This is a genomic window from Kineosporiaceae bacterium, from assembly GCA_016713225.1.
Classification (GTDB): Bacteria; Actinomycetota; Actinomycetes; order Actinomycetales; family Kineosporiaceae; genus JADJPO01.
On the sequence record JADJPO010000001.1, the window covers coordinates 904,713 to 929,107 of the forward strand.

Annotated in this window: 25 protein-coding genes; 3 read left to right on the forward strand and 22 right to left on the reverse strand. The window is 69.6% G+C overall.

From position 1 onward, the window contains the following. Window position 1 precedes the first annotated feature (1 nt). The 9 genes from IPK24_04075 to fbaA form a co-directional block, all read right to left on the reverse strand. The gene (locus IPK24_04075) at window positions 2-1,522 is read right to left on the reverse strand and encodes a peptidase M75 family protein (protein MBK8074747.1); all 1,521 of its coding nucleotides are present in this window, start codon (window positions 1,520-1,522) and stop codon (window positions 2-4) included. A 268-nt stretch (window positions 1,523-1,790) separates the two neighbouring features. Continuing rightward, complete coding sequence (locus IPK24_04080) at window positions 1,791-2,039, reverse strand: FTR1 family protein (GenBank protein MBK8074748.1); 249 nt, start codon at window positions 2,037-2,039, stop codon at window positions 1,791-1,793. Window positions 2,040-2,139: 100 nt separating this feature from the next. Continuing rightward, the gene (gene ppc / locus IPK24_04085; protein MBK8074749.1) at window positions 2,140-4,890 is read right to left on the reverse strand and encodes a phosphoenolpyruvate carboxylase; all 2,751 of its coding nucleotides are present in this window, start codon (window positions 4,888-4,890) and stop codon (window positions 2,140-2,142) included. Between the two features lie 65 nt (window positions 4,891-4,955). Then, window positions 4,956-6,242 (reverse strand): adenylosuccinate synthase, encoded by a 1,287-nt coding sequence (locus IPK24_04090; protein ID MBK8074750.1) that lies wholly within the window; start codon window positions 6,240-6,242, stop codon window positions 4,956-4,958. A gap of 3 nt (window positions 6,243-6,245) precedes the next feature. Beyond that, window positions 6,246-6,656 carry a DUF3151 domain-containing protein gene (locus tag IPK24_04095; GenBank protein MBK8074751.1) on the reverse strand — a complete coding sequence of 137 codons (411 nt, stop codon included), beginning with the start codon at window positions 6,654-6,656 and terminating at the stop codon, window positions 6,246-6,248. A 122-nt stretch (window positions 6,657-6,778) separates the two neighbouring features. Continuing rightward, window positions 6,779-7,348 carry a hypothetical protein gene (locus tag IPK24_04100; protein MBK8074752.1) on the reverse strand — a complete coding sequence of 190 codons (570 nt, stop codon included), beginning with the start codon at window positions 7,346-7,348 and terminating at the stop codon, window positions 6,779-6,781. A gap of 146 nt (window positions 7,349-7,494) precedes the next feature. Further along, entirely contained in the window at window positions 7,495-8,502 is a 1,008-nt protein-coding gene (locus IPK24_04105) for a response regulator transcription factor (GenBank protein MBK8074753.1), read from the reverse strand. A gap of 301 nt (window positions 8,503-8,803) precedes the next feature. Next, window positions 8,804-9,370 carry a hypothetical protein gene (locus IPK24_04110; GenBank protein MBK8074754.1) on the reverse strand — a complete coding sequence of 189 codons (567 nt, stop codon included), beginning with the start codon at window positions 9,368-9,370 and terminating at the stop codon, window positions 8,804-8,806. Window positions 9,371-9,468: 98 nt separating this feature from the next. Then, window positions 9,469-10,491 carry a class II fructose-bisphosphate aldolase gene (fbaA, locus tag IPK24_04115; protein MBK8074755.1) on the reverse strand — a complete coding sequence of 341 codons (1,023 nt, stop codon included), beginning with the start codon at window positions 10,489-10,491 and terminating at the stop codon, window positions 9,469-9,471. Window positions 10,492-10,669: 178 nt separating this feature from the next. Between fbaA and IPK24_04120 the strand changes: the two genes are divergently transcribed. Further along, window positions 10,670-11,113 (forward strand): hypothetical protein, encoded by a 444-nt coding sequence (locus IPK24_04120; GenBank protein MBK8074756.1) that lies wholly within the window; start codon window positions 10,670-10,672, stop codon window positions 11,111-11,113. Window positions 11,114-11,141: 28 nt separating this feature from the next. Here IPK24_04120 and IPK24_04125 read toward each other — a convergent pair whose 3' ends face one another. The 4 genes from IPK24_04125 to IPK24_04140 all read right to left on the reverse strand — a co-directional run bounded on the left by IPK24_04125 (window position 11,142) and on the right by IPK24_04140 (window position 14,243). Next, the gene (locus IPK24_04125; protein ID MBK8074757.1) at window positions 11,142-12,590 is read right to left on the reverse strand and encodes a hypothetical protein; all 1,449 of its coding nucleotides are present in this window, start codon (window positions 12,588-12,590) and stop codon (window positions 11,142-11,144) included. Further along, window positions 12,587-13,129 (reverse strand): SigE family RNA polymerase sigma factor, encoded by a 543-nt coding sequence (locus IPK24_04130; GenBank protein ID MBK8074758.1) that lies wholly within the window; start codon window positions 13,127-13,129, stop codon window positions 12,587-12,589. Before IPK24_04130 ends, IPK24_04125 begins: the two co-directional genes overlap by 4 nt. Window positions 13,130-13,208: 79 nt before the next feature. Further along, window positions 13,209-13,703 carry a hypothetical protein gene (locus IPK24_04135; GenBank protein MBK8074759.1) on the reverse strand — a complete coding sequence of 165 codons (495 nt, stop codon included), beginning with the start codon at window positions 13,701-13,703 and terminating at the stop codon, window positions 13,209-13,211. A gap of 81 nt (window positions 13,704-13,784) precedes the next feature. Continuing rightward, entirely contained in the window at window positions 13,785-14,243 is a 459-nt protein-coding gene (locus IPK24_04140) for an Lrp/AsnC family transcriptional regulator (GenBank protein ID MBK8074760.1), read from the reverse strand. Window positions 14,244-14,282: 39 nt separating this feature from the next. Here IPK24_04140 and IPK24_04145 point away from each other — a divergent pair, with 39 nt between their 5' ends. After that, window positions 14,283-15,287: a DMT family transporter gene (locus tag IPK24_04145; GenBank protein MBK8074761.1), complete on the forward strand. Its 1,005-nt coding sequence runs from the start codon at window positions 14,283-14,285 to the stop codon at window positions 15,285-15,287. Here the strand turns inward: IPK24_04145 and IPK24_04150 are convergent. Further along, window positions 15,280-15,912: an rRNA methyltransferase gene (locus tag IPK24_04150; GenBank protein ID MBK8074762.1), complete on the reverse strand. Its 633-nt coding sequence runs from the start codon at window positions 15,910-15,912 to the stop codon at window positions 15,280-15,282. The genes IPK24_04145 and IPK24_04150 overlap by 8 nt on opposite strands. Before the next feature lies 1 nt (window position 15,913). On the opposite strand from IPK24_04150, the gene IPK24_04155 reads away from it, so the two are divergent. Next, window positions 15,914-16,561 (forward strand): VTT domain-containing protein, encoded by a 648-nt coding sequence (locus IPK24_04155; protein ID MBK8074763.1) that lies wholly within the window; start codon window positions 15,914-15,916, stop codon window positions 16,559-16,561. A 31-nt stretch (window positions 16,562-16,592) separates the two neighbouring features. Here the strand turns inward: IPK24_04155 and IPK24_04160 are convergent, their stop codons facing one another. The 8 genes from IPK24_04160 to IPK24_04195 all read right to left on the reverse strand — a co-directional run bounded on the left by IPK24_04160 (window position 16,593) and on the right by IPK24_04195 (window position 24,300). Next, window positions 16,593-17,642, reverse strand: coding sequence for a hypothetical protein (locus IPK24_04160; GenBank protein ID MBK8074764.1), 1,050 nt, complete (start codon window positions 17,640-17,642; stop codon window positions 16,593-16,595). A 238-nt stretch (window positions 17,643-17,880) separates the two neighbouring features. Beyond that, window positions 17,881-19,314 (reverse strand): aldehyde dehydrogenase, encoded by a 1,434-nt coding sequence (locus IPK24_04165; protein ID MBK8074765.1) that lies wholly within the window; start codon window positions 19,312-19,314, stop codon window positions 17,881-17,883. Window position 19,315: 1 nt separating this feature from the next. Then, the gene (locus IPK24_04170) at window positions 19,316-19,555 is read right to left on the reverse strand and encodes a tautomerase family protein (GenBank protein ID MBK8074766.1); all 240 of its coding nucleotides are present in this window, start codon (window positions 19,553-19,555) and stop codon (window positions 19,316-19,318) included. Next, window positions 19,555-20,376: a 4-oxalocrotonate decarboxylase gene (locus tag IPK24_04175; GenBank protein ID MBK8074767.1), complete on the reverse strand. Its 822-nt coding sequence runs from the start codon at window positions 20,374-20,376 to the stop codon at window positions 19,555-19,557. Before IPK24_04175 ends, IPK24_04170 begins: the two co-directional genes overlap by 1 nt. Then, a complete protein-coding gene (gene dmpG, locus IPK24_04180; protein ID MBK8074768.1) occupies window positions 20,376-21,512 on the reverse strand; it encodes a 4-hydroxy-2-oxovalerate aldolase in 1,137 nt (378 codons plus the stop codon). Before dmpG ends, IPK24_04175 begins: the two co-directional genes overlap by 1 nt. A 6-nt stretch (window positions 21,513-21,518) precedes the next feature. Beyond that, on the reverse strand, window positions 21,519-22,508 hold the full coding sequence (locus IPK24_04185; GenBank protein MBK8074769.1) for an acetaldehyde dehydrogenase (acetylating): 990 nt from the start codon (window positions 22,506-22,508) through the stop codon (window positions 21,519-21,521). Window position 22,509: 1 nt separating this feature from the next. Next, window positions 22,510-23,313: a 2-keto-4-pentenoate hydratase gene (locus tag IPK24_04190; GenBank protein ID MBK8074770.1), complete on the reverse strand. Its 804-nt coding sequence runs from the start codon at window positions 23,311-23,313 to the stop codon at window positions 22,510-22,512. A 132-nt stretch (window positions 23,314-23,445) separates the two neighbouring features. Continuing rightward, entirely contained in the window at window positions 23,446-24,300 is an 855-nt protein-coding gene (locus tag IPK24_04195; protein MBK8074771.1) for an IclR family transcriptional regulator, read from the reverse strand. Window positions 24,301-24,395 lie beyond the last annotated feature (95 nt).

Below are 24,395 nucleotides of genomic sequence, written 5' to 3' on the forward strand. Positions count from 1 at the left end.
CTCAGACCACCGCCGCGGTCAGTCGCGAGATCGGCTCGCTCAGGGCATTCACGGCGTCCGAGAGCGCCTTGACCTGCACCGGGGTGAGCGTGTCGTAGGTGACGAAACCGTCGCCTCGCCGGTGAGAGTCGAGCAGGCGCTGCAGGTCGGCGAACCGGGTGGCGAGTTGGGCATCGAGCGCGGCGTCGCGGGTGCGCAGCAGCGGCTGCAACCCCTGCCAGGCCACGCGGGCGCCGTCCACGTTGGCCTGGAAGTCCCACAGGTCGGTGTGGCTCCAGATCTCCTCTTCGCCGGTGACCTTGCCGCTGGCCACCTCGTCCAGCAAACCCTTGGCGCCGTTGCCGATCTGGTCGGCGGTGAACGTCATGGTGCGAGTGCGCTCGAACAAGGTCGCGGTGTCGGTGACCAGCAGGTCGGCGATCTGCCGGCGGCGCGCCGGGGTCAGCGGGGTGTACCCGGAGGCCGGGGGCCAGAGGTCCTTCTCCATCACGTGCCAGCCGGTCCAGTCCTGGCCCGGTTCCAGGTCGGCCTCACGGGCATCCATCCGGGGGTCGAGATCGCCGAACGACTCCGCCACGGTCTCGATCCGTTCCCAGTGCACTCGGGCCGTCGGGTAGAGACCGCGGGCCTCGTCGTCCCGCCCGGCGGTGTAGGCGGCCACGAAGGACGACGTCTGGGCCACCAGCTGCTCGGTCTGATCCTTCACGTACGCCGAGTACGCCGTGTTCGCCTGAGCGAGCAGGTCGGCCTCGGCGCCGGACGGGGAGAGGTCGGCGCCGGATTCGGTGACGGTGAACGCCGCCTGGATACCGGCACCGGTCATGCCCGGCTTGCAGGCCGTGACGTACGACCCCGCAGGGGCTTTCAGCACCAGGTCGCGGGTCAGCCCGGGCCCGATGTTCTCGACCTCGCCGATGATGCGCAGCTTGTCGGACGCCAACACGTAGAACTCGGTGACCGTGGTGCCCTCGTTCGTCACCGAGAAGGTCAGGGTGCCGGACGGCGCCTCGGTCGCGGACACCCGGCAGGCATCGTCCGTGGTGACGACCGACAGCGCACCGGACGCCGGCCCACCGGCCGACGACGTGCCGGGATTGTCGGTGCACCCGGTGAGGGCGAGGGTCAGCGCGGCGCTGGCGCAGCAGAGCAGGGTGAGGGGACGGTTCACGAACGGACTCCGGTCGGGGTGGGGACGGGCTGGGGTGGGTTCGCACGGCGGAGCCGCTGCAGGAACAGCGGCATGACCACGGCCACGTAGCCGACCCAGACGAGCAACTCGAGCCAGGTCATGGCGGGGGACAGGTTGAAGATTCCCTTGATCACGGTGGCGAGGGCGGTGGACGGCGCCAGGCTCGTGCTGACATCGAAGGCCAAGGTGTTCAGGCCCGGCAGCACGCCGGCCTCCTGCAGGTCGTGGACGGCGTAGGCGAGGACGCCGGCCGCGATGAGGACCAGCAGGCCACCGGTCCAGGCGAAGAACCGGGACAGGTTCAGCCGCAACGCTCCTCGATAGATCAGCCATCCGATCACCACGGCCGTGAGCAGGCCGAGCAGCGCTCCGACGAGTGGAATTGCGGCCGACTGCCCGGGGGTGGCGGCAGATCGGGTGGCCGCCCAGAGGAACAGAGCTGTCTCGAGGCCCTCGCGGCCGACCGCGAGCAGCGCCACCAGGGCCAGTGCGCGCCGTCCGACGACAGCCGCGGCGTCCAGCCGGTTCTTCAGCTCGCCCGACAGACTGCGCGCAGCCGTGGCCATCCAGAGCACCATCCAGGTGACCAAGGCGACGGCGATCAGGCGCCGGCCTGAAAGGTGAGCCCCTTGGGGCCGAAGGTGAGCAGTGCCCCGACGCCGAGGGAGATCGCGATCGCCGCGGCCACGCCGGCCCATACGGCACCCAGGCGATCACTGCGGCCGGTGCGCACCAGGTGCGCCACCAGGATCACGACGACCAGTGAGGCCTCGAGCCCCTCGCGTAGCCCGATCAGATAGTTCGCGAGCACGGCCCCTCCGGGTTGCCGGAACGCCGGGCGCCCCGGCACGTGAGGACCATATTAGGTTAGCCTTACCTAAGTCACGTCGACGAGGGGTCGACTCGGTCACGTCGGCGCCGAGGGGCGGCGGAGCCTGGTGGGGCGGTGATCAGCCGGTGTTGCGCAACCCCGTGGCGATGCCGTTCACGGTGACGAGCAACGCCCGGCGCAGGGTCTCGTCGACCTCGTGGCCGGCCTCCCGGGCCGCGCGGACCCGGCGCAGTAGCTGAATCTGCAGCAGCTGCAGCGGCAAGAGGTAGGCATCGCGGGTCGCCAGGGTGCGAGCCAGTGACGGCTGGCGGGCCAGGATCGTCGACTCTCCGGTCAGCGCCTGGATCTCGCGCACGGTCAGCGCGTGCTCGGCCTCGATCAGGTCGAACACCCGGTGCAGATGCGCCGGTGCCAACTGTTCGACGTACTGCCGGGCCACGGCGAGGTCGGTCTTGGCCAGGGTCATCTCGACGTTGGAGACGAAGTTGGCGAAGAACCGCCACTCGTCCAGCATCTCGCGCAGCACCTCGCCCAACCCGGCCGCCCTGGCCGCGGCCAGGCCTGAGCCCACGCCGAACCAGCCCGGCACGATCTGGCGCGACTGGGTCCAGCCGAACACCCACGGGATCGCGCGTAGTCCGTCGATCCCCTCGCCGGTCGTGGCCCGCCGGGCCGGGCGCGAGCCCAGGTGCAGGTCGGCCAGCTCCTCGACCGGGGTCGAGCGGCCGAAGTACTCCGGCAGATCGGGGTCGGTGACCAGGTCGCGGTAGCGACGCTGCGCGGCCGTCGAGATCAGCCCCATCGCGGCGTCCCAGCGGGCGAGCTTGTCGGTGCTGGCCAGCGATCGACGATGCAACACCGACGAGACCAGCGTCGCCGAGACCAGCAGCCCGAGGTTCTCGCGGGCCAGTTGCGGCACCAGGTACTTGTCCGAGATCACCTCGCCCTGTTCGGTCAGCTTGATCTCGCCGTCCAGAACCCCCCACGGCTGCGACAGGATCGCGTCGTAGGTCGGGCCACCGCCGCGGCCCACGGTGCCGCCGCGGCCGTGGAACAACCGCAGCCGAACGCCGTGTGCTGCGGCGACGTCGCGCAATGACCGCTGCGCGAGATGGATCTGCCACTGCGAGGTGGTGATCCCGGCGTCCTTGTTGCTGTCGGAATAGCCCAGCATCACCTCTTGGACGTCGCCGCGCAGCGCCACCAGTCGCCGATAGCTCGGCTCGGACAACAACTCCCCCAACAGATCCCCGGCTCGGCGCAGTTCGTCGACGGTCTCGAGAAGCGGGACGAAACCGATCCGCGCCACCCCGCCCGGAATGTCGACCAGCCCCGCCTCGCGAGCCAGCACCACCGCCGCGAGGACGTCGTCCGCGCCCTTGGTCATCGAGATGATGTAGGACTCGCATGCCTCCGGCCCGAACCGATCGAGCACGTCCCGGATGGCCACGAACGTCTCGAAGGTCGTGCGCTGCATGCCGTCCAGCGGGGGCGGGCTCGGCGCGAGCGGGCGGCGCGAGGCGAGTTCGGTGGCGAGCACCGCCGTTCGATTGGCCCGTGCCAGGTCGGCATACGGTCGGGGCTGCTCACCGAGGCGGTCGATCAGCGTGCCCAGTGCAGCATGATGCAGGGCAGCGTGCTCGCGCACGTCGAGCGTCGCCAGGGACAGGCCGGCGGCCGACACGATGCGGATCGCCCGCTCGATGATGCCACGGGCAGCCAGGTCTGTTCCGCACGCCGCCAACGAGTTTCGCACCAGCAGCAGATCGTCGAGTAGCTCGCGGGTACTCGCGTACTCCACCCCCGGACGACGCGGCGTCCCGATCGTGGCCGCAGCGCGCGTGGCCGTCAGCTTGGCCCGGATACAGGTGAGTTTCAGACGATAGGGCTCTTCGGCGTTGAGTCGTCGATAGCGCTCGTCGAGCGTGGTCAACGCGGCGAGATCCGCCGTGAGCGAGTCGCGCAGCTCGGGCGTGGCCTCGACGAAACGCTCACTGCACGAGAGGTCTTCGAGCAACCGGTCCATCAGGGCGTGCAGGTCGCGGATGGCATGGTCACGCAGCAGGTCGGCGACCTCGCGGGTGGTCTGCGGCGTGACGAACGGGTTGCCGTCACGGTCCCCACCGATCCACGACCCGAACGAGAGCGGGCGGGTGTCCAGTGGCATCTCGACGCCGATCGAGGCGAGGGAGGCGGCCAGCCCGTCCAACACCTCCGGCACCGCCCCGGCCATGAGAGCGTCGAGGTAGTAGACCGCGTTGCGCGCCTCGTCCATCACCTCGGGCCGGGTCAAGCGCAGTTCGTCGGTCTGCCAGAGCAGCTCGATCAACTCGGTCACCCGGCGGTGGGTGCGCGGGTCGTCCAGGGCGGCGGCGTCCGGGGTGCTCGACAGCTGGTCGGCGATGCCGCGCAGTTTCAGCAGCACCGAGCGCCGCGCGGCCTCGGTCGGGTGAGCGGTGAACACCGGGCGGGCGGCCAGGGCGCGCACTGCCTCGCCGACCTGCTCGCGTTCGATCTCACCGGCCGTGATGGCCTCACCGATGCGGGCGGCGGCCAGGGTCAGCGGGTCGCCCTGGCTGCGGTTGGCCCGCGTGATCTCACGGGCTCGATGCACCTGCTCGGCCACGTTGGCCAGGTGGAAGTAGGTGGCGAAGGCCCGCGCCAGCGAGGTCGCCGTGGGCAGGTCGACCTCGGCCAGCAACTGCGCCGTCCGCTGCGGGTCGGTGCGGGCCGACTGGCGCACCTGCTCGACGAGGCCGAGCAATTCGGGCCCGTGCTGACGAGCCAGGGTGTCGCCGAGGATCTGACCGAGCCGGTTGATCTCCGACCGCAAGGGTGCCGTGGTGTCGGGCAGGGTGGAGGTGCTCATCGGGGCTCCCGGGTGGACGGGCGAGATGGACGCCGACACCACTGGCGGCGAGGCGAAGCCTAACCTCAGCCGAGAATGTCGTGTCGGATCACCAGGTCCTCGCGCTCGGGACCCACCCCGATCGCGCTGATCCGTACGCCGGCCATCTCCTCCAGGGCCAGCACATAGCGCTGCGCGTTCTTGGGTAGATCCTCGAACGACCGGATGCCGGCGAGGTCCTCGGCCCAGCCGTCGAAGTACTCGTAGACGGGCTTGGCGTGGTGAAAGTCGCTCTGCGTCAAGGGAATGTCCTCCTGGCGCACGCCGTCCACGTCGTAGGCCACGCACACCGGCAGCTGCTCCACCCCGGTGAGCACGTCGAGCTTGGTGAGCACCAGATCGGTCAAACCATTGATCCGCGTGGCGTATCGGACCACCGGGGCGTCGTACCAGCCGCAGCGCCGTGGCCGCCCGGTCGTCGTCCCGAACTCGCCGCCGACGCGACGCAACCGCTCGCCGTCGGCATCGAACAACTCGGTCGGGAACGGACCTTCACCGACCCGGGTGGCATACGCCTTGGCCACGGCCACCACGGTGTCGATCCGGGTCGGCGGCACGCCGCTACCGGTGCAGGCTCCGCCCGAGGTCGCATTGGACGACGTCACGAACGGATAGTTGCCGTGGTCGACGTCCAGTTGGGTCGCCTGACCGGCCTCGAACAGCACGGTGCGGCCCTCGTCCAGGGCGTCGACCAGCACCTTGGCGGTGTCGGCCACCATCGGGCGCAGCCGCTCGGCATAGGACAAGAGGTGCTCGACGGTCTCGTCGGCCGAGATGGCCCGCCGGTTGTAGACCTTCACCAGTAGGTGGTTCTTCTGGTCGAGGGCACTGCCGACCTTCTGGGCCAGGATGTGCTCGTCGAACAGGTCCTGCACCCGGATGCCGATGCGGTTCATCTTGTCGGCATAGGTCGGCCCGATGCCCCGGCCGGTGGTGCCGATCTTGCGCTGGCCGAGGAAGCGCTCGATCACCTTGTCGATGGTGCGGTTGTACGGCGGGATGATGTGCGCGTTCGCCGACACGAGTAGGGCGGAGCAATCGATGCCGCGTGAGACCAGGGCGTCGATCTCGCTGAACAGCACGCTCAGATCGATCACCACGCCGTTGCCGATCACCGGCACCACGCCGGGGGTGAGGATGCCCGAGGGCAACAGGTGCAGGGCGTACTTCTCCTGCCCGATCACCACGGTGTGGCCGGCGTTGTTGCCGCCGTTGAACTTCACGACATAGTCGACCGCGTGCCCGAGGGCATCGGTCGCCTTGCCCTTGCCCTCGTCACCCCATTGAGCGCCGACGATCACAACTGCAGGCATGGCTCACTTCTCCCCGAGTTCGGCTGCGGCCGCTGGGTCGCAGTCGGCCAGAAACATGGCACAGCGCCGCTTCTCGGCGTCCTCGCCGATGGCGGCTGCCGCCCGGCCGAGCGCGTGCAGTGCCCGCAGGAACCCACGGTTGGGTTCGTGTGACCAGGGAACCGCTCCGGTGCCGCGCCATCCTGCGCCACGCAACGCGTCCAGGCCGCGGTGGTACCCCACGCGGGCATAGGCGTACGCCTGAACCGGCTCACCGGCGTCCAGCGCCTGCTCGGCGAGCACCGCCCACGGCAGGCTGCGGGCCGGGTGCGCCGCGGCAACCTCGGACGGCGTTCGGCCGGCGTCCAGTTCGGCGCGGACCTCGCGGTCGTCGGGAAGCTCGGTACCGTGCCCGGGCAGGGAGGGGTTCAGCAGGTTTCCGCTCACTGGTGAAGTGTACGAGCACGGGGTGTGGTCGAGCGGAACCGAAGCCGGGGTGCGGTGGGCTCTGACGCCGACGCGCCCGTCCCACCGCACCCAATCACCGCCGGGTGAGGTCAGTCGCCCGGGTGCTTGGTGATCTTCGCGCAGGCGAACCCGACGCTCTGCAGATCCTTCGCGTAGCAGACCTCCGCCACCACTCGGCTGAAGTGGTGAGGCGCACCGCCGAGATGGTTGTCGATCACATCTGCGCCGGTGAAGAGATTCGAGCCCTTGCCGTCGTCCTTGCACACGTGGAAGTACCCGTGCGGCTCTGTTCCCTTGGCGGGGAAGAGCTTCGAGATGCTCTCGTTGCCGTTGTTGTCCTTCATGTAGGTCGTGACCTTCAGATAGGCGCAGGAGTTCGGCCCGCCGTCCACGCGCAGCCGCGCCTGCCAGGCGGCACGCGCGTCCTCGTAGACCTGGATGCCGCCCTCGTGCTGCCAGACGATGGTCGCCGGGGTGATCTCGGCCTTGCCGTTCGTGGATGCCACCTCGAGCAGGTCGGTGTCGTCGGTGACCCAGGTGGTGGCCGCCACGGTGGTCGTCACAGCGGACGCCGAGCCCGTGGGGGCCAGGAATGCGGCTCCCGCGAGCACGATCCCTCCGGTGATGCGTCCCATCGTCTGACGCCGGGGTGCAGTCATGGTGTCCCTCCGTTTCGTCGGTGCGCGGCCGATCCGCGCCATCCGTGGAGGACTCTGCAGTCCCGGCTCACGCCGTGGGGAGGAGTGGGGTGGGTCAGGACCGGCCACGTCCGCTTGGTGTCACGGGTGCGGGTCGCGTCGACACCTCAGGGCTCGCCGTCCGGTGGCTCACTGTCGACGGTGAGCCAGCCTCGGCGCACCGCGGCGACGCCGGCCTGGAATCGACTGTCGGTGCGCAATTCCGTCATGGTGGCGGCGATCAGTCGACGAACGGTGCGTACCGAGACTCCGAGGCGGCGGGCCACGGCTTCGTCCTTGATGCCGAGGGCGAGCAACGCGGCGACCTCCCGCATGCGCTCGGGTGTCGAGGACGAGCGGTCCTCCCCATCCTGGGGGACCGGCCCGGCGTGCAGCCAGATCTCCTCGAACAGGGCCACGACGGGAGCGACCAGGGAATGGCCGTGCAGGACATACGCGCCGGGCGACCCGTGGTCGCTGCTCGGGATCACCGCCGTGTGGTCATCGACGATGATGCAGCGTTGGCTCACCGTGCCGGCGACGCGAACCTGCTGGCCGATCTGTTGCAACTCGTGCAGGTAGCCGAGCCACCCTGGCGTGTGCAGCGACGACGCCGTCACCACGAGCCGGCACGCCACATCACGCGCGCGCAGATCGTGATCCAGGGGCCGTGCTGCGGCCATCGCCTCCGGTGTCAGACCTCGGTCGGGCTGCAGCGCCCAGACCGATGCCTCGGCCTCGGTGGCGAGTTGGTACAACCGTGACCGCACCAGGGCCGAGTCGGTCAGCAGCTCGACGTCCCGGCTCACGTACTGCCGCCGGGATTCGACGAACACGTCCACCAGTTCGGGAATGGAGGCCCGCGTGGCCTGCAACTGTCGTCGACGGTCGTCGAGGGCTTCCTCCTCGCGCGCGATCAGGATGTCGATCGCCCGCTCCGGTGCCAGCGCGCACGGCTCGGACCGGGGATCCTGGACGACCAGACCCAGCCCGTCGAGTTCGCCCAGCAACCCCTCGGTGATCTCGTGAGTGCGGCCCCACTCAACCGACAGTCGAGCTCGGGAGAGGCCAGGGTGGTCGAGCATGAACCGATAGAGCGACTCGGCGTCAGCGCCGACCCCGAACGACTCGAACACCGACCCTCCCCTGGCACAAAGCGGCCGTGGCAACACTGTGCCACGCCAATTCCTTGGATCGGGGGGAGTGGGGCAGAAAGATCCCCGGCGAGGCTCCGGCGGCTCGACCGGGGCGTGTTCGAGGAGATCGCAATGTCGGCAAAGCGTGTGGTGGCAGTGGTTCTGGTGGCGATGGCCCTCGTGGGTGGAGGCAGTGCGCTACAGGCGTCGGCCAGCGATGGCTGCGGCGTCATGGGATGGAACAAGAACATCTGTCGCACAAGGTGAGCTCGACCGGCCAGATCTGGCTCGCCGGCACGGCCTAGGCGTCCGCCGGCAGGTCGAGGGCGTCGTCATAGGCGTTGAAGGTGGTCAAGACCTGCAGGATTGCCGCGGTGGCGTCGTCCGGTGCCTCGGGTAGCAGGTCCTGCCAGCTCGGCAGCGGCTTGGTCGTGCCGATTCGCTCCCGGATGCGTCGGGCCGCCGCACGGTCCAGGCCGAAGTCCTGCTCGATCACGGCCAAGGCAAGCCGGACGGCGTCCCGCCCCGCACCGGTGGCCTGCGCCTCGACCTGCAGTGCGGCGTCCAGCCAGGCCTCGTCGTCCGGGCCGTCCTCCAGCTCGTCGGTGATCAGCAGGAACAGCAGCATGTACGCCTGCCACCAGGCAGGTGTGCACTCTTCGTAGTCGTCGAACGGGAGCCCGAGGGCGCGGCGCACCAAGCGGTCGGCACGCGCGGCGTCGTCCTCGGCCAGCGCATCGATGGCCTTGGTCAGCAGGTTCTCGGCGCCTCGTTGCAGCGCACTGCTCTGGGCCAGCTCGAGGTGGTTCGAGTCGAGCGTCAGCTCACTCAGCGGGGGATCGACCTCGTCCAGGAAGCGCTGCGTCACGGCCCTATCTCATCGCACTCGGGCTCGGACAGCGAACAAGGTGGAGGGTTCGGACACGCAGACGGTGCCGAACCCTCCACCTTGGTGCGCTGAAGGCCTTACTTGAGCTTGGTACCGGCCGAACGCAGGTCCTGGCAGGCCTCGACCACGCGAGCGGTCATGCCGGCCTCGCCGGCCTTGCCCCAGGCACGGGGGTCGTAGGTCTTCTTGTTGCCGACCTCGCCGTCGATCTTCAGCACGCCGTCGTAGTTCTGCATCATGTGTGCAGCGATCGGGCGGGTGAAGGCGTACTGGGTGTCGGTGTCGACGTTCATCTTGATCACGCCGTAGTCGACAGCGTCCGAGATCTCCGACGGCAACGAGCCGGATCCGCCGTGGAAGACAAGGTCGAACGGCTTGTCCTTGCCGTACTTGGCGCCGACCGCGTCCTGGATCTCCTTGAGGATCTCCGGGCGCAGCTTCACGTTGCCCGGCTTGTACACGCCGTGCACGTTGCCGAAGGTGAGGGCGGCCATGTAGCGGCCCTTCTCACCCAGGCCGAGCGCTTCGGCCGTGGCCATGCCGTCCTCGACCGAGGTGTACAGCTTGTCGTTGATCTCGCCGACGACGCCGTCCTCCTCGCCGCCCACGACGCCGATCTCGACCTCGAGGATGATGTTGGCAGCCTTGGCCAGAGCCAGCAGCTCCTGAGCGATGACCAGGTTCTCGGCCAGCGGCACGGCCGAGCCGTCCCACATGTGCGACTGGAACAGCGGGTTCTGCCCGCTCTTCACGCGCTCGGTGCTGATCGCCAGCAGCGGGCGGACGAAGCCGTCGAGCTTGTTCTTGGGGCAGTGGTCGGTGTGCAGCGCGATGTTGATGTCGTACTTCTTGGCGACCTCGTGCGCGTAGGCGGCCAGCGCGACCGACCCGGTCACCATGTCCTTGACCGTGGGGCCGGACAGGTACTCGGCGCCACCGGTGGAGACCTGGACGATGCCGTCGCTCTCGGCCTCGGCGAAGCCGCGAATGGCGGCGTTGAGGGTCTGCGACGAGCTGATGTTGATCGCCGGGTAGGCGAAGCGGTCGGCCTTGGCCCGGTCGAGCATCGCGGCATAGACCTCGGGGGTTGCGATGGGCATGAGATGAGCTCCCTGGTAATCGCATGATGGGGTGGATATCCGCACTCGATCCTTCCACGCTTCGTCGCGGCACAGAGCACCAGAGGTCCCGGCGTTTTCGTGAACACTCCCGGGCTTTTCGTGAACACCTGTCGCGTGTCGACCACGTTGAGTGACTCGTTCGCGGCATGATCGGCCCGTGCTGGACGTGCCCGCGCCGATGCCGGCCCGCCTGACCTGCGACACCTGTGGGTTCATGGCGGACGTTGCCGTGGTCGCCGACGACACCCACGGCGAAACGCTGGCGGTGTCGTGTTGGCGTGATCGGATCGACCTGCCGCGACGCCTGCCGCCGGGCACGATGCGCATCGAACGCCGCTACGGCCGGTGGTATCGCGAACAGATCGCCGTCGAGACGCTGTTCGGCACCGGTCTCGATCTGGACTGTGAGGCCTGCGGCTCACCTGCCGCAGTGGTCACCGAGCAACGCACGGACGACGCGCGCTGGCAGACCGCTACGTGTCGCCGGTGCCGCCCGGTGCTGACAGCGGGTCACCATCGCGGTGCCGTACAGCGGGACCTTGCTCGTCGTGAACCTCGCCCGGGGGCGACCTGGGCGAAGGTGGGCGCGCGCAGCGCCTGACCCGCTCACTGGGGCGGGACGACTCGATTCAGGGTGTGTTTGCCAGCGCTTGCACCGCCGTGGACGAGGTGGTCGACCTCGGGCTGGTCGTCGGCACCGTGGTGGCGACCACGCGGTTGGCACCGTCGACGAAATCAACGACGGCCACGCCCGTGCCCTCGGCCGTCAATGCTCGCCCCTGCGTCAGGACAACACGACGGATGACGGCGCCATGGCTGTCGAGCAACCTGGCCTGGACGGCCTCAGAGGGACCGGCCAGGGCCAGCCATCGCGTGCCGGCTCCCGTCACATCGGCCGGACGCCAGGCGAGGATCTTGGGCTCGCCCTTCGGCAGAGACAGCACGTAACCCAGACCCAGGTCGGGGTACAGCTGAGGACCGATCATGGCCAGGGCGTTCACCGTGGCGCCGGATGGCGTGGCGAGGGTGAGGACGGCGACATGGTTGGCCCCGGAGTCCGACCAGGCCAGGGTGGGGGTGACGGTGCGCGGGTCCAGGCTCGTCTCGTCGAGCACCCGTCGGCAGAAGTCCACCAGGATCCGGTGCGGTACCCGGCCCCCGGTGTCCGCGATCCGGGCGGCCAGGTACTCGGCTGCCTGCGTCGTCGTGAACACGAGCTGGGCCTCGAATCCCGGAACCCGAAGGGCGAGGCTGGCATGGATCGGATCCTTGGGCACCACGGCGTAGACCCCTGGTTCGGCGGCCTTCACCGCCACCCGCGCCGCCGATGGCGAGCCGTCGGCGGCGTAGCTGACCGGGCCCACGAGTTGCAGGTCCTGGGGCGCGGCGGAGATCACGACCGTGCCGTTGGCCCGCCCGCCCGCCTCCGCCGTCCCGCCGGCGTTCTCACCCAGGCTGCAGGCGACGACGTCGAAGGCGCCGGACACGTAGCTCGTGACGCCCATCCCGTCTGCCGTTGTCGCTCGTCCGCCGGCCAGACACGCCTGGAGCCGCTCGGCGCGGCCGTCGGATCCGGTCACGGGGAACTCGACGGCAGCGATGCGGTTGCCGGCGAGATCATCCGTGTAGAGCACTGCGACCTGCTCGGCCCGAAGGTCGGCGGCCGAGATCTGTTGGCGGCTGCCGGGGTAAGTACGGATCAGCTCGACCGTCCGGGCGCGAAGCTCTGCCAGCCACGCCGTGTCGTGGGCGAGCGAGCCCTTGGTGGGCTGCCGGGCGAGGGCGCTCACGCCGTCCAGGGGTGAGGGCACCACGCTCACCATGCCGGCCGGATCGTCCGAGGACCTCACGCCACTCCACCGCGGGATGCCCCCGGCGAACAGGGCGGCCACGCCGAGCGCCACCGTTGCGCCCGCGAGCCGCTGCAGCCGACGGCGTCGAAGCGACCGGTGGAGTCCGGCGGACACCGAGCCCCACTCGACGGCGCGAGCCGTCGGCAGCTCGGCGGCGAGCCGGGCGAGCTCCTGGCGCGCCGCATCCTCGAGAAGTGCGGCGTCCTCGAGCAGGTTGTCGTTCACGGTTGCACCTCCACGTCGGCGAGGGCGTTCAGGCGGGTCAGGGCGTCGCGCAACTGGTGCAGCCCACGAAAGGTCTGGCTCTTGACCGTGCCGATCGAGCAGCCGAGTATCCGGGCGGTCTCGGCCTCGGACAGGTCCTCGACGAAGCGCAGGACGACGACCGCGCGCATCCGTGGTGGCAGTGCGCAGAGCAGCCGCCAGAGTTCGTCGCGTTGGGCGATGCGGTCGGAGGGTTCGACCAGGGTGCTCGCCGACCCGGGTGGGTCGCCGTCCGGCGTGAGGGTCTCGAAGGCCACCTCGCGCACCCGGCGCCGGCGCCACCGCGAGGCTGACAGGTTCGCCATGGTCGCCTTGACGTAGCGCTCCGGGGAATCGAGCCGGATCGTCGACCAGCGAGGCCAGCACTTCTCCAGCGCCGACTGCACCAGGTCCTCGGCCGAGCCCGCGTCACCGGTCAGCAGCATGCCGAACCGCACCAGAGCGCCCCAGCGCTCGGTGACCAACTGCTGCAGTTCGGCCTCGGAGTTCGCCCTACCCATGGGCTACTGGACGCCGCCGGGCTGTCAGAAGGTTGTCATCCATTCGATCATTGTCGAGGTGATCCGGCTCGAGCCGGGTTCAGGCCTGGCGCGGCAGATCCAGTTCGGCGGCCAGGTGACCGGGCGGCGTCCGGGGACGACGTGGCTCGCGCACCCCGGCGGTGCCCCCGCCCCAGTCGTTGCCGCCGCTGTCCCACCCGGGGTCATCCCACGGTGAGGGTCGGCTGCGGCCGGGACCGAAGAAGCGCAAGGTTCGCGAGACGCGCGACGTTCGGCCCGTCGAGGTGGTTCGCGCCGCACCCACCTCGACCAGATCGCCGTTGGCCATGGCGGTCGCCAACGTGAGGGTGCCGCCGTCCAGCATCGGCCAGGCCGCGCGGACGCGGATGTCGAGGACCTGCACCGCCTCGGCCGCAGACCCGGCCTTGATGCGCACGCTGACGGCCAGGGTGTCCGCGCCGAGCATGCTGAATCGGTGACCCGAGCCGACCCGATCGGCCAGCGCGTCGAAGTCTCGGCGGGCGGGCACTGCGGGCGCGACGGTGTAGTGCAGGGTGACCACGAACTTGGCCATGCCGACCCCCTCGTCGTGCGGCGCCCGCGCCCACTCCGACGGGGACGCGACGCCGTCCGGTTTCAGCGTCGCACGGGATGCTCAGCGGCGCAGCACGTGGCGGAGCACCGGTCGGGTCTCCATGTTGGTCACCCCGGGCAGCATCCGAATGGCCTGGACGGCCTCGGCCAGCTCGGCCTGGGTGCGGCACTTCACCCGGATCTCGTAGTCGATGCTGCCGGCCAGGTCGAGCACCTCGGTGATCGTCGGAATGGCTGCCAGACCATCCTCGATCGGCGCCATGTCGGCGTCCACCGCCATGTGAACGTGGATCACGGCCTGCAGCGCAGGCGCCTCGATCGCGGGGTCGAGGATCGCGGTATACCCACGGATCACCCGATCGGCCTCGAGCCGGCGCATGCGCTGGGTGACCGCGTTGGCCGACAGCCCGACGGCCTGACCCAGGTCGCGGTAGGACGCCCTGGCGTTTGTCCTCAACAGACGGAGGATTCGCTCGTCGGTGGCGTCGTAGCTGCGGTTACTCATCGGTGCCTGGGTCACGAGTTCATTCTCCCAGGCCAGAGCGGCTGTCATGGATGCATGAACACCGTCAGCGCCGTCCTCGACCGCTTCCCCCGGCCGCGCGCCGTCGTCACCGAGCCGATCGGGACGGCGCCGCGTGCCGCCGCTGCGCCGCGCCATGACCGGAGTTGGCCGGCCATCGCCGGGTTACTGCTGGTGACCGTGGCGTGGGGTTCAACGTTCGTACTGCTCGACCAGGCGACGCAACGGATCCCGGCGGCCGACTACCTCGCGGTGCGGTTCGGGCTGGCGGCGCTGGTGCTGGCCACGCTGCGTCCGCGGGGGTGGGGGGCCATGCCGAGGGGGCTGGCGGTCAAGGGTGTCGTGATCGGAGCACTGTTCGGCGGCGGCAATCTGCTGCTCACCGTCGGCCTGAGCTACACCACGGCCTCGGTCAGTGCGTTCGTCACCGGTATGTACGTGGTGTTCACTCCGCTGCTCGCTGCGCTGGTGTTGCGGCAGCGACTGGCCGGTCGGGTGTGGGCGGCGACCGGCCTGGCCATGGCGGGCCTGGCCGTGATGACGCTGCATCTGGACGGCGGAGCGTTGCTGGGCCGGGGCGAGCTGATCACCCTGGTGGCCGCACTGATCTGCGCCGGGCAGATCGTGGCGCTCGGTGCCTGGTCGGACTCGCGCTTCGTCGTCGAGTTGGCGGTGATCCAGTCGGCGGTGACCGCGCTCATCTGTGGTGTGTTCGCGCTGCCGGGTGGGCTCACCCTGCCCACCGGGGGTGCGGAGTGGACCGCGATGATCTACATGGCCGTGGTCGTGGGTGCGGTGACCATGCTGCTGCAGACCTGGGCGCAGGCTCACCTGCACCCGGCCCGGGCCGCGATCGTGATGACCTTCGAGCCGGTGTGGGCCGCGGTGTTCGCCGTCCTGCTCGGGGGCGAGACGCTGGGCTGGCGGTTCGCCGTCGGGGCGGGCGCGGTGCTGGCCGCGATGTACCTGTGTGAGCGGGCGCCGTCCGCGCCCGAAGCGCCGGCCACCGCGACGTCAGAGCTGGCGCACCCGGTCAGCTGACGGCGTGCCGGCGGATCCAGGTGTGCATGGCGATCGCGGCGGCGGCCGCGGCGTTGATCGATCGCGTCGAGCCGAACTGGGCGATCGAGAGGACGTCGCGGCACGCCGTCCGGGTGTCCACGGACAGGCCAGGACCCTCCTGGCCGAACACGAGCACGCAGCGTCGCGGCAGCTCGTAGGTCTCGAGCGGGACGGCGCCGGGCAGGTTGTCGATGCCGATGACCGGCAGGTTCTGGCCGGTTGCCCAGGCGACGAGGTCGGCGGCGTCCGGGTGGTGGACGACGTCCAGGTAGGCATCGGTGACCATGGCCCCGCGACGATTCCAGCGGCGCCGTCCCACGATGTGGACCCCGGCGGTGTTGAAGGCGTTGGCAGTGCGGACGACGGAGCCGATGTTCAGGTCGTGGTTCCAGTTCTCGATCGCGACGTGGAACGGGTGAGCACGGGCAGCCAGGTCGGCACGGATCGCCTCGACGCGCCAGTAGCGGTAGTGATCGGCGACATTCCGGCGGTCGCCATCGCGCAGCAGATCGGGGTCGTAGCGTGGGTCGTCCGGCCAATCGCCGGGCCAGGGCCCGACACCCACAGTGTCCACGTAGGCTGTCCCGGTGCTCATGGATGCCATCATGCTCGGTCAGTCCCTCGCCCTCGGCCCGTCGTGGCTGAACCCCGACACCTTGCTCGACGCCTTGGGTGCCTGGGCGTTGTGGGGTGCCACGGCGATCATCTTCGCCGAGTGTGGCCTGCTCATCGGCTTCTTCCTGCCGGGCGACTCGCTGTTGTTCACCGTGGGCATGCTGATCAGCACGGGGGTCATCCACCACTCGTTGTGGCTGGCCTGCCTGGTGCTCACCGTGGCGGCGTTCGTGGGCAACGTGGTGGGCTATCAGATCGGCGTCGTCTCCGGGCCGGCGGTCTTCAAGAAACAGGACTCGCGGCTGTTCCGGAAGGAGTACGTCGACAAGACCGTCGAGTTCTTCGACCGCTATGGCAACCGGGCCATCGTGCTGGCGCGCTTCGTGCCGATCGTGCGCACCTTCATCACGGTGATGGCCGGCGTCGGCAAGATGGACCGGAAACGCTACTTCCTCTACAGCGGCATCGGTGCGGTGCTCTGGGCCTGCGGGGTGACCCTGCTGGGCGCGGCCCTGGGACAGGTGGAGTTCGTCCGTACCAACATCGAGGTCATTCTGTTGGCGATCGTCGGCGTCTCCGTGATCCCGGTGGCCGTCGAGGTCCTCCGCGAACGCGCCAAGTCCCGCCGCGCCGCCTGACCAAACCCGCTCATGCTCCGCAGGTGACTGCTCATGCTCCGCGGATGACGCTGTCGGGGTGGTTTCGGCCCTGAATCGGTGACACCTGCGGAGCATGGGCAGGGTGGGCGCGGCCGGTGAAGGTGCGTCGGCCGCGCAGGGTTCGGTTGAGGTGTCCGGCGAGCTCGAGTGCGCGGGAGGAGCTGCGGACGTCGCCGGCCTCCCACCGGACCACCTCGGCCCCGAGCCGCCGAAACCCCTGTTCGCGGTGGCGCTCGGCGGCGATCAGGTCGGCCAAGGCGTTGGTGTCGGCCCCGGCCTGCTCGGCCAGCGCGAGCAACGACTTGATCCGGCCGTCGGACTCGCCGACCACACCGGCTGGCCACCAGCAGTCGACGCGCCCCACGAAAGTCCCTGCGGGAGTGAGAATCTCGACCTGCCAGAGTGGCTGATCCACGGCGCAATCGTGTAGGGCCCACGCCGACCACGACTCCAGCGGTGTCTCGCGACGGGGGCTCGCGAGTGCGGCGATCGTGCGTGCGCGGACGACGCCCGGCCAGCCGCGCTGGCGGTACAGCGCGATGAACACGTCATTGGTCGACAGACCGTGGATCCGTTGTGCCGCATCGGCCACCGCCAAGCCGTCGTGGGGAGAGAGCGTGCGCAGACAGTCGGCCACGGTGCGGGACAGGGTGGTCACCGGGATGCCCTGTGAGTCGGCGGTGATCTCGTCGTCCGGGCAGGGTGCCACGAGCACGTGCAGTCCGTCACGTCGTCGTGTCGGCCCGTCGGTTGCGGTCACGGCCACCGGCGGCCAGCCACCCCACGGCTCGGGCAGGCGCCAGAGCCGAGCCGCGTGGGCGTGGCTGACCACGACATCACGATGCAGGGCGCGGACGACGGCCACCGTCTCGGCGTCCAGGGGATGCAGGCCGGGTGGTGCCAGGACGCCGCGGCGGAGCGTGACCAGCCGTCCGTCGCGGATCTGGCGAGTGATCTCGTGGTTGCTGGCCCCGGTGTCACGCAGCTCGGCGCGGGTGTGGATCGGTAGCGGCGTGCCGGGGTTGGGTAGGGGAGCGAGGTTGCGGGTGCGAGCGGTCATGTCTGGCACGGTGGCCGCGCCGGCCGAGCCGGCGCACGTCGTCCAAGGTGGTCTGTGGACGGTGGGACGTCACCGTCGATCTGGGGACGCAACGACGCCGTCGTCGCGAGCCCGTGCGTCGTGAACCACCCCCCAACCCGCTCATGCTCCGCGGGTGACGCCTCACGGGCCGAAATCTGCCCGATTACGCGTCACCAGCGGAGCATGAGCGGTCACCTGCGGAGCATGAGCGGGTTTGTCAGCGCTTGATCTGCATGACGACGGCCTTGGGCTCGGTGAAGAACTCACGGCTGAAGTTGCCACCCTCGCGGCCGACGCCGGAGTCGCCGACGCCGCCGAAGGGGGTGCGCAGGTCGCGGATGAAGAAGCAGTTCACCCAGACCGTTCCCGCCCTCAGCTGCGAGCTGACCCGGTGTGCGCGCGAGAGGTTCTCGGTGAAGACCATCGCGTTCAACCCGTAACGGGTGTCGTTGGCCAGCCGAACCGCCTCGGCCTCGTCGGTGAAGCGGTTGACGATGCAGACCGGCCCGAAGATCTCTTCGCAGTACGGCGCGGCGTCCAGGGCCAGGCCGTCGGCGATGGTCGGACGCACCACCCAGGAGCCGTCGGTCGCCACACCCCCCGTGTAGACGTGCCCGCCCAGCTCCTCGATCTGGGCCACGTAGCCGGTGACCTTGTCGAAGTGCTTCTTGGACGACAGCGCCGAGAACTTCGTGCCGGGTGCCAGCGGGTCGCCGATCTGCAGCTCCTCGGCCTTGGCGACGAACCGCCTCATGAACTCGTCGTAGATGCCGTCTTGCACGAAGAGCCGTGAACCGGCCAGACAGATCTGACCCGCGTTGCGGAAGATCGCCTCGACAGCCCAGTACACGGCGTTGTCGAGGTCGGCATCCTCGAACACGATGTTCGCACCCTTGCCGCCCAACTCCAACGAGACGGGCGCCAGATGCGTTGCAGCAGAGGCCATCACCATCTTGCCCGTGGTGGACGAGCCGGTGAAGGTGACCCGGTCGACGTCCCAGTCGGCCGTCAGCGACGATCCAGCTGGGGCACCGTGCCCGTTGAGCACGTTCAGCACCCCGGGTGGGAAGCCCACCTCGGCGGCCAATCGGCCGAGGTGCGTGACGGACGCCGGGGTGTCCTCGGACGGCTTGATGATGCAGGTGTTGCCCCAGGCGATCGCCGGGGCGATCTTCCAGGACGCCATCATCAGCGGGAAGTTCCACGGCGAGATCGCTGCGACCACACCGGCCGGGCCGAATTCGCTGTAGCAGTGGTGGCCCGAGTCCATCGGGAACACCTCACCGCAGTGGTCGCGCTGGTGGTCGGCGAAGAACCGGAAGTTCCACACCGACCGCGCCACATCGTGTTTGGCCTGTTCGAACGGCTTGGCCATGTTGGTGGAGTCGTAGCCGGCGAGTTCGTCGACCTTCTCCTCCATCCGATCGGCGAGCTTGTGAATCCACCCGGCGCGCTCGGCTCGGCCCATCCGCGGCCACGGGCCGGAGTCGAAGGCCGCACGAGAGCTGGCCACCGCCCGGCGGGCATCCTTCTCACCGCCCTCGGCTGCCTGGGCCCAGACCTCGCGGGTCCACGGGTTGTAGACATCGAAGCGGCCACCGTCGAGCGACTCGACCTCGACGCCGTCGATGATGTGCCCGAAGAATTCCACGTCAGCTCTTCCCCTCCGACGACGGCTGGTCCTGCGAAACCTGTTGCGCTGCAGCCCGCTTCTCCGCGAGCGTCACCCCGCCGGCCGACCAGTGCGTCGGCGGCACCTCACGGACGACGACCCGCACGCTGGCATCCGGTGCGTCCACCGCGCGAACCACCGCTTCGTGCACCTCGCGCATCAACGCGCGGATCTGCTCCGGGGTGCGTCCGGTCGCCAGGGTCACCTCGACCAGGGGCATCAGGCGCTCGCTCCGGTGCCGGCCTCGGCTGCGGGGCCACCGTTGAGGTAGACCGATCCCAGCGAGGTGAAGTGGCAGGCCACGCTCGATCCGGGTGGCGCGAACACGGCGTCCGTCATGCCGCCGGTCAGCACGATCCAACCGGCCTCGAGCTTCTTGCCGCGGCGCCCGAGATCGTTGACCGCCAGGGCGAGCGCCTCGGCCGGGTGACCCTGGACCGCCGCGCCGGTGGCCGAGTCGACGATCGCGCCGTCCACCTCGACCATCACCGCCTCCATGGCCAGGTCCAGGCCGTCGGCCGGCAGCGCCACCGGGCCGGTGACGAACGCACCCGATGAGGCATTGTCGGCCACGACGTCCGGCAGGGTGAACTTGAAGTCGCGGTACCGGCTGTCGATCACCTCGGCACCGCCGAGCACCACATCGACGGCCGCGAGCGCCTGCGCCGCACTGACTCCCGGCCCCTCGAGCTCGCGGGCCATGACGAAGACGATCTCGGGCTCGACCCGCGGGTGGATCAGCTTGCCCTGCGGCACCGGCTCGCCGGCGGGCAGCAGCATCGCGTCGGTCAGCCAGGCCACGAGCGGAACATCGATGCCCATGCGCTTCTGCTTGGCGCGACTCGTCAAGCCGAGCTTGACCCCGATCAGCTTCTCGCCGCGTGCCAATCGGCGGCGCAGCGTCTCGTCCTGTACGGCGTAGGCGGTGTCGTAGTCGAGTTCGGGCCATTCGTCGGTGATCGGACCCCGATCGTGCCGGTTGTCCTCACACTCGAGCAGAGCCGTTGCGGCCCGGTCGATGTCCCATCCACTGCCGGCCATCAACGCACTCCCATTCCGGCGAGATCGCCCAGTTCCTGTTCCTGCTGCAGCTGCAGCGCAATGTCGATGATCATGTCTTCCTGGCCGCCGACGTAGCCGGCCTCACCGACGCGTTGCAGGATCTGATGGGCCGCAACGCCGTAGCGCTCCGCGGCCCGCTCGGCGTGCAGCAGGAAGCTCGAGTACACCCCGGCGTAGCCCTGGGTGATCGAGGAGCGGTCCATCCACGGCAGTCGCGGGATGAACGGCCGGACGACGTCCTCGGCGGCCGAGAGCACCTCACCGAGGTCGACCCCGGTGCGAATCCCCATGCGCTCGAACGTGGCGGCGAGCACCTCGGTGGGGGAGTTGCCCGCCCCGGCGCCCAGAGCGCAGAGCGCACCGTCGATCTGCTTGGCCCCGGCCTGGTAGGCCAGCACCGAGTTGGCGATGCCCATCGACAGGTTCTGGTGGCCGTGGAAGCCGACCTGAGCCTCGTGGCCGATCTCGTTGATGACCGCGCGGATCCGCTCTTGTGCGGTCTCGAGGACCAGGGCGCCGGCCGAGTCGACGACGTAGACGCACTGGGCGCCGGCGTCCACCATGATGCGAGCCTGTCGGGCGAGCTCGGCGGGTTCGGCGCGGTGCGAGAGCATCAGGAAGCCGACGGTCTCCATGCCGAGCTTGCGTGCCTCGCCGAAGTGCTGGATCGAGACATCGGCCTCGGTGCAGTGCGTGGCGATCCGGGCCACCGAGGCACCGGCGGCGTGGGCTTGGTGCAGGTGGTGCACCGTACCCAGCCCGGGCAGCATCAGGATCGCGATCTTGGCCTGCTTCGCTTCCTCCACAGCGGCTTTGATCAACTGCATCTCGTCGACGCGGCTGAAGCCGTAGTTGAAGCTCGACCCGCCCAGGCCGTCACCGTGGCTGACCTCGATGACCTGGACGCCGGCCTTGTCCAGGGCGTGGACGACGCCGCGCACCTGTTCCTCGGTGAACTGGTGCGACATGGCGTGCGAGCCGTCGCGCAGGGTGGAGTCGGTGATCCGCAGATCACGCTCGCCGCCGGCCTTGGGGGTGTTGGCGAGCACCTCGGATTCGGTGACCTCGCGGGTGACGACGGGGGCGTCGTCCGGGTTGATGGTCATGTCGCCCATGGCGGCTCAGACTCCTGCCGTCGCGTCGAGGGTTTCGAGATCGCCGAGTTCGGCGGAGGACTTCCAGCTCGAGGCCACGCCCAGCCGGTGCGCGGCCATGATGTCGCCGACCCGCGCCGCGGCCGCGGTGATGATGTCGAGGTTGCCGGCGTAGTCGGGCAGGTAGTCGCCGCGGCCCTTGACCTCCACCGGGATGAACGCTCGGGCCATGCCCTGCCACAGGTCTCGGGCGTGGTCGAACTGCACCTCGGCACGCAGGTGGTAGCCGGGTACGTACTCGCGCACCCGCTCGACCATGGCGTGGATCGACTCCAGGATCTTGTCCTGCAACTCACCGGGCTCGCCGGCCTCGGCGGGGATGGCGCAGAACACCGAGTTGCGCATCATCAGCGGCGGTTCGACCGGGTTCAGGATGATGATCGCCTTGCCGCGGTCGGCGCCGCCGACCACTTCCAGTGCGGCCGAGGTGGTCTCGGTGAACTCGTCGATGTTCGCTCGGGTGCCCGGGCCGGCCGACTTGCTCGAGATCGAGGCGACGATCTCGGCGTAGGGCACCGGCACTACGTCCGCAACCGCGCGCACCATCGGCGTGGTGGCCTGCCCACCACAGGTGATCATGTTGACGTTCGTGGCGTCGATGTTGAAGTCGACGTTGACCGGCGGGCACACGTACGGGCCGACCGCGGCCGGTGTCAGGTCGACGGCCAGGATTCCGGCCTCGGCGTAGCGGGGGGCGTTGGCGGCGTGTGCCTTGGCCGAGGTGCACTCGAAGACGATGTCCGGCAGCTCGTCCTGGGCCAGCAGCCAGTCGACGCCCTCGTGGCTCGCCTCCAGGCCGACACTCGCGGCGCGGCGCAGCCCGTCGGAGGACGGGTCGACGCCGATCATGTAGCGCGGCTGGATGATCTCGCTGCGGCGCAGCAGCTTGAACATCAGATCGGTGCCGATGTTGCCCGGCCCGACGATGGCAGCGGTCGCCTTACGGGGTTGGCTCATCTCACTGTCCTTCGGAGGGGTCGGGGGCGAAGCGCACGGTCACACTGCCGATGCCGGCGAAGGTGGCGCTGAAGGTGTCGCCAGGCGTCACGGCCACCGAGGCGGTGATCGACCCGGGCAGGACGACGTGCCCCGCCTCGAGCGTGACACCGCGCGCGCCGAGGGTGTTGGCCAGCCAGGCGAGCGACGTGATCGGTGAGCCGAGCACGGCCCCGCCGGCGCCGGTCCCCACGACCTCGCCGTTGCAGCGCAACACGCAGCCGGAGCGGCGCAGGTCGACGTCGTGCACGCTGACCGGGGTGCTGCCCAGGACGACGCCGGCGCTGGAGGCGTTGTCGGCGACGGTGTCGAAGAAGCTGATCTTCCAGTCGCGGATCCGGCTGTCGATCAGCTCGAGCGCGGGCAGGACGAAGTCGATCGCCGCGGCGGCCTCGGCCACCGTGACGCCGGGGCCGCGCAGCGGACGCTTCAACACGAAGGCCACCTCGGGCTCGATCCGCGGCTGCAGGAAGGTGCTCGCCGCGATCGTGCTGTTCTCGAGGTAGAACATGTCGTCCAGCAGGTGACCGAAGTCGGGCTGGTTCACCTTCATCTGGCGCTGCATCACCGCCGACGTCAGCCCGACCTTGTGGCCCTTGATCGTGGCCCCGGCGGCCAGCCGCTGCTCGATCTGGGCCAGCTGAATGGCGTAGCTGTCCTCGAGCGTCATCTCGGGGTTGGTGTCGATCAGGGGATCGATCGGTTTGCCGGTCTCGTAGGCCTCTGACAGTGCTCGGGCAGCCTGGCTGCGCGCATCGGCGTCCACGCGGGTGGTCTCCTTCCGGTCACCGGCAAAGCTAGCTGTCCCGGTGAGATCATCGGTCTCGGTGTTCGGCTCAGCGGAACGCCCACCCGGACAAGGTGTTCGGCGTCACATGGCCAGGTGCGATCTGCCTGCTCAGATTCCCAGCGAGCGCGCGAGGCGTCGTGCGGCCACCGAGACCAGCTGCGCGGAGCGGCCCAGATTGCCCGCGATCTGTTCGGTGGACCCGACGAGTGATATCGCCGCCCGGGCGCGACCGCTGGAGTCCAGCACCGGGGCGGCGACGGAGGAGAACCCGACCATGGCCTCGCCGACGTTCGTTGCCACACCCTTGCGCCGGATCTCGGCGCGGGCACGGTCGAAGTCGGCTTCGGTGCGGATGGACGAGTTGGTCAGGGCCGGGAAGCCGGCCTCCTTGCGGGCTCGGGCGGCCTCTGGGTCGAAGGCGGTGATCACCTTGCCCGAGCTGGTGCAGTGCGAGGGCATCCGCCGAGCGACGGCGGTCATGGCGGGCATGCCGCGCAGCGGCTCGAGCCGCTCGATGTAGATCACGTTGCTGCCGTCGGCCACGCCCAGGTGCACGGTGCACCCGGTGAGCTGACGCAACTCCTCCAGCAGGGGGGCAGCGGTGCGGCGCAGCCGCATCCGGTCGCCGGCGAGCTGGCCGAGTTCGAACAGGTGCAGGCCGAGCCGATAGTGCCCGGTCTCGGGGTTCTTGTCGGTCAGGCCGCGGGCCGACAGCGAGGTCAGCAGCCGATGGGCGGTCGACTTGGCGACCCCGAGCCGCCGGGCGATGTCGCTGACCCCGAGCTCCTCGGCGTCCAGGAAACAGTCCAGGACGTCGAGCGCCGAGGTGACCGACTTGACCCCACCGTGGGCGACGGACTCGTCCGCTGTTCCGCCGCGGTGCCGGCTCGTGCCTCCCACGAGGGCGAGTCCGCTGTGAGTACGCGGCGGCGGTGTGGCAGCAGAGCGGGCCAGTGTCGTCATCGACGGTGCTCCTCCCGACAAGCGTGGCGGCGATGCCACGTGAGGTGTGTCCGTGAGCCAAGTCACTGACTAGACAGTCGCTGCCGAGGTCGCGA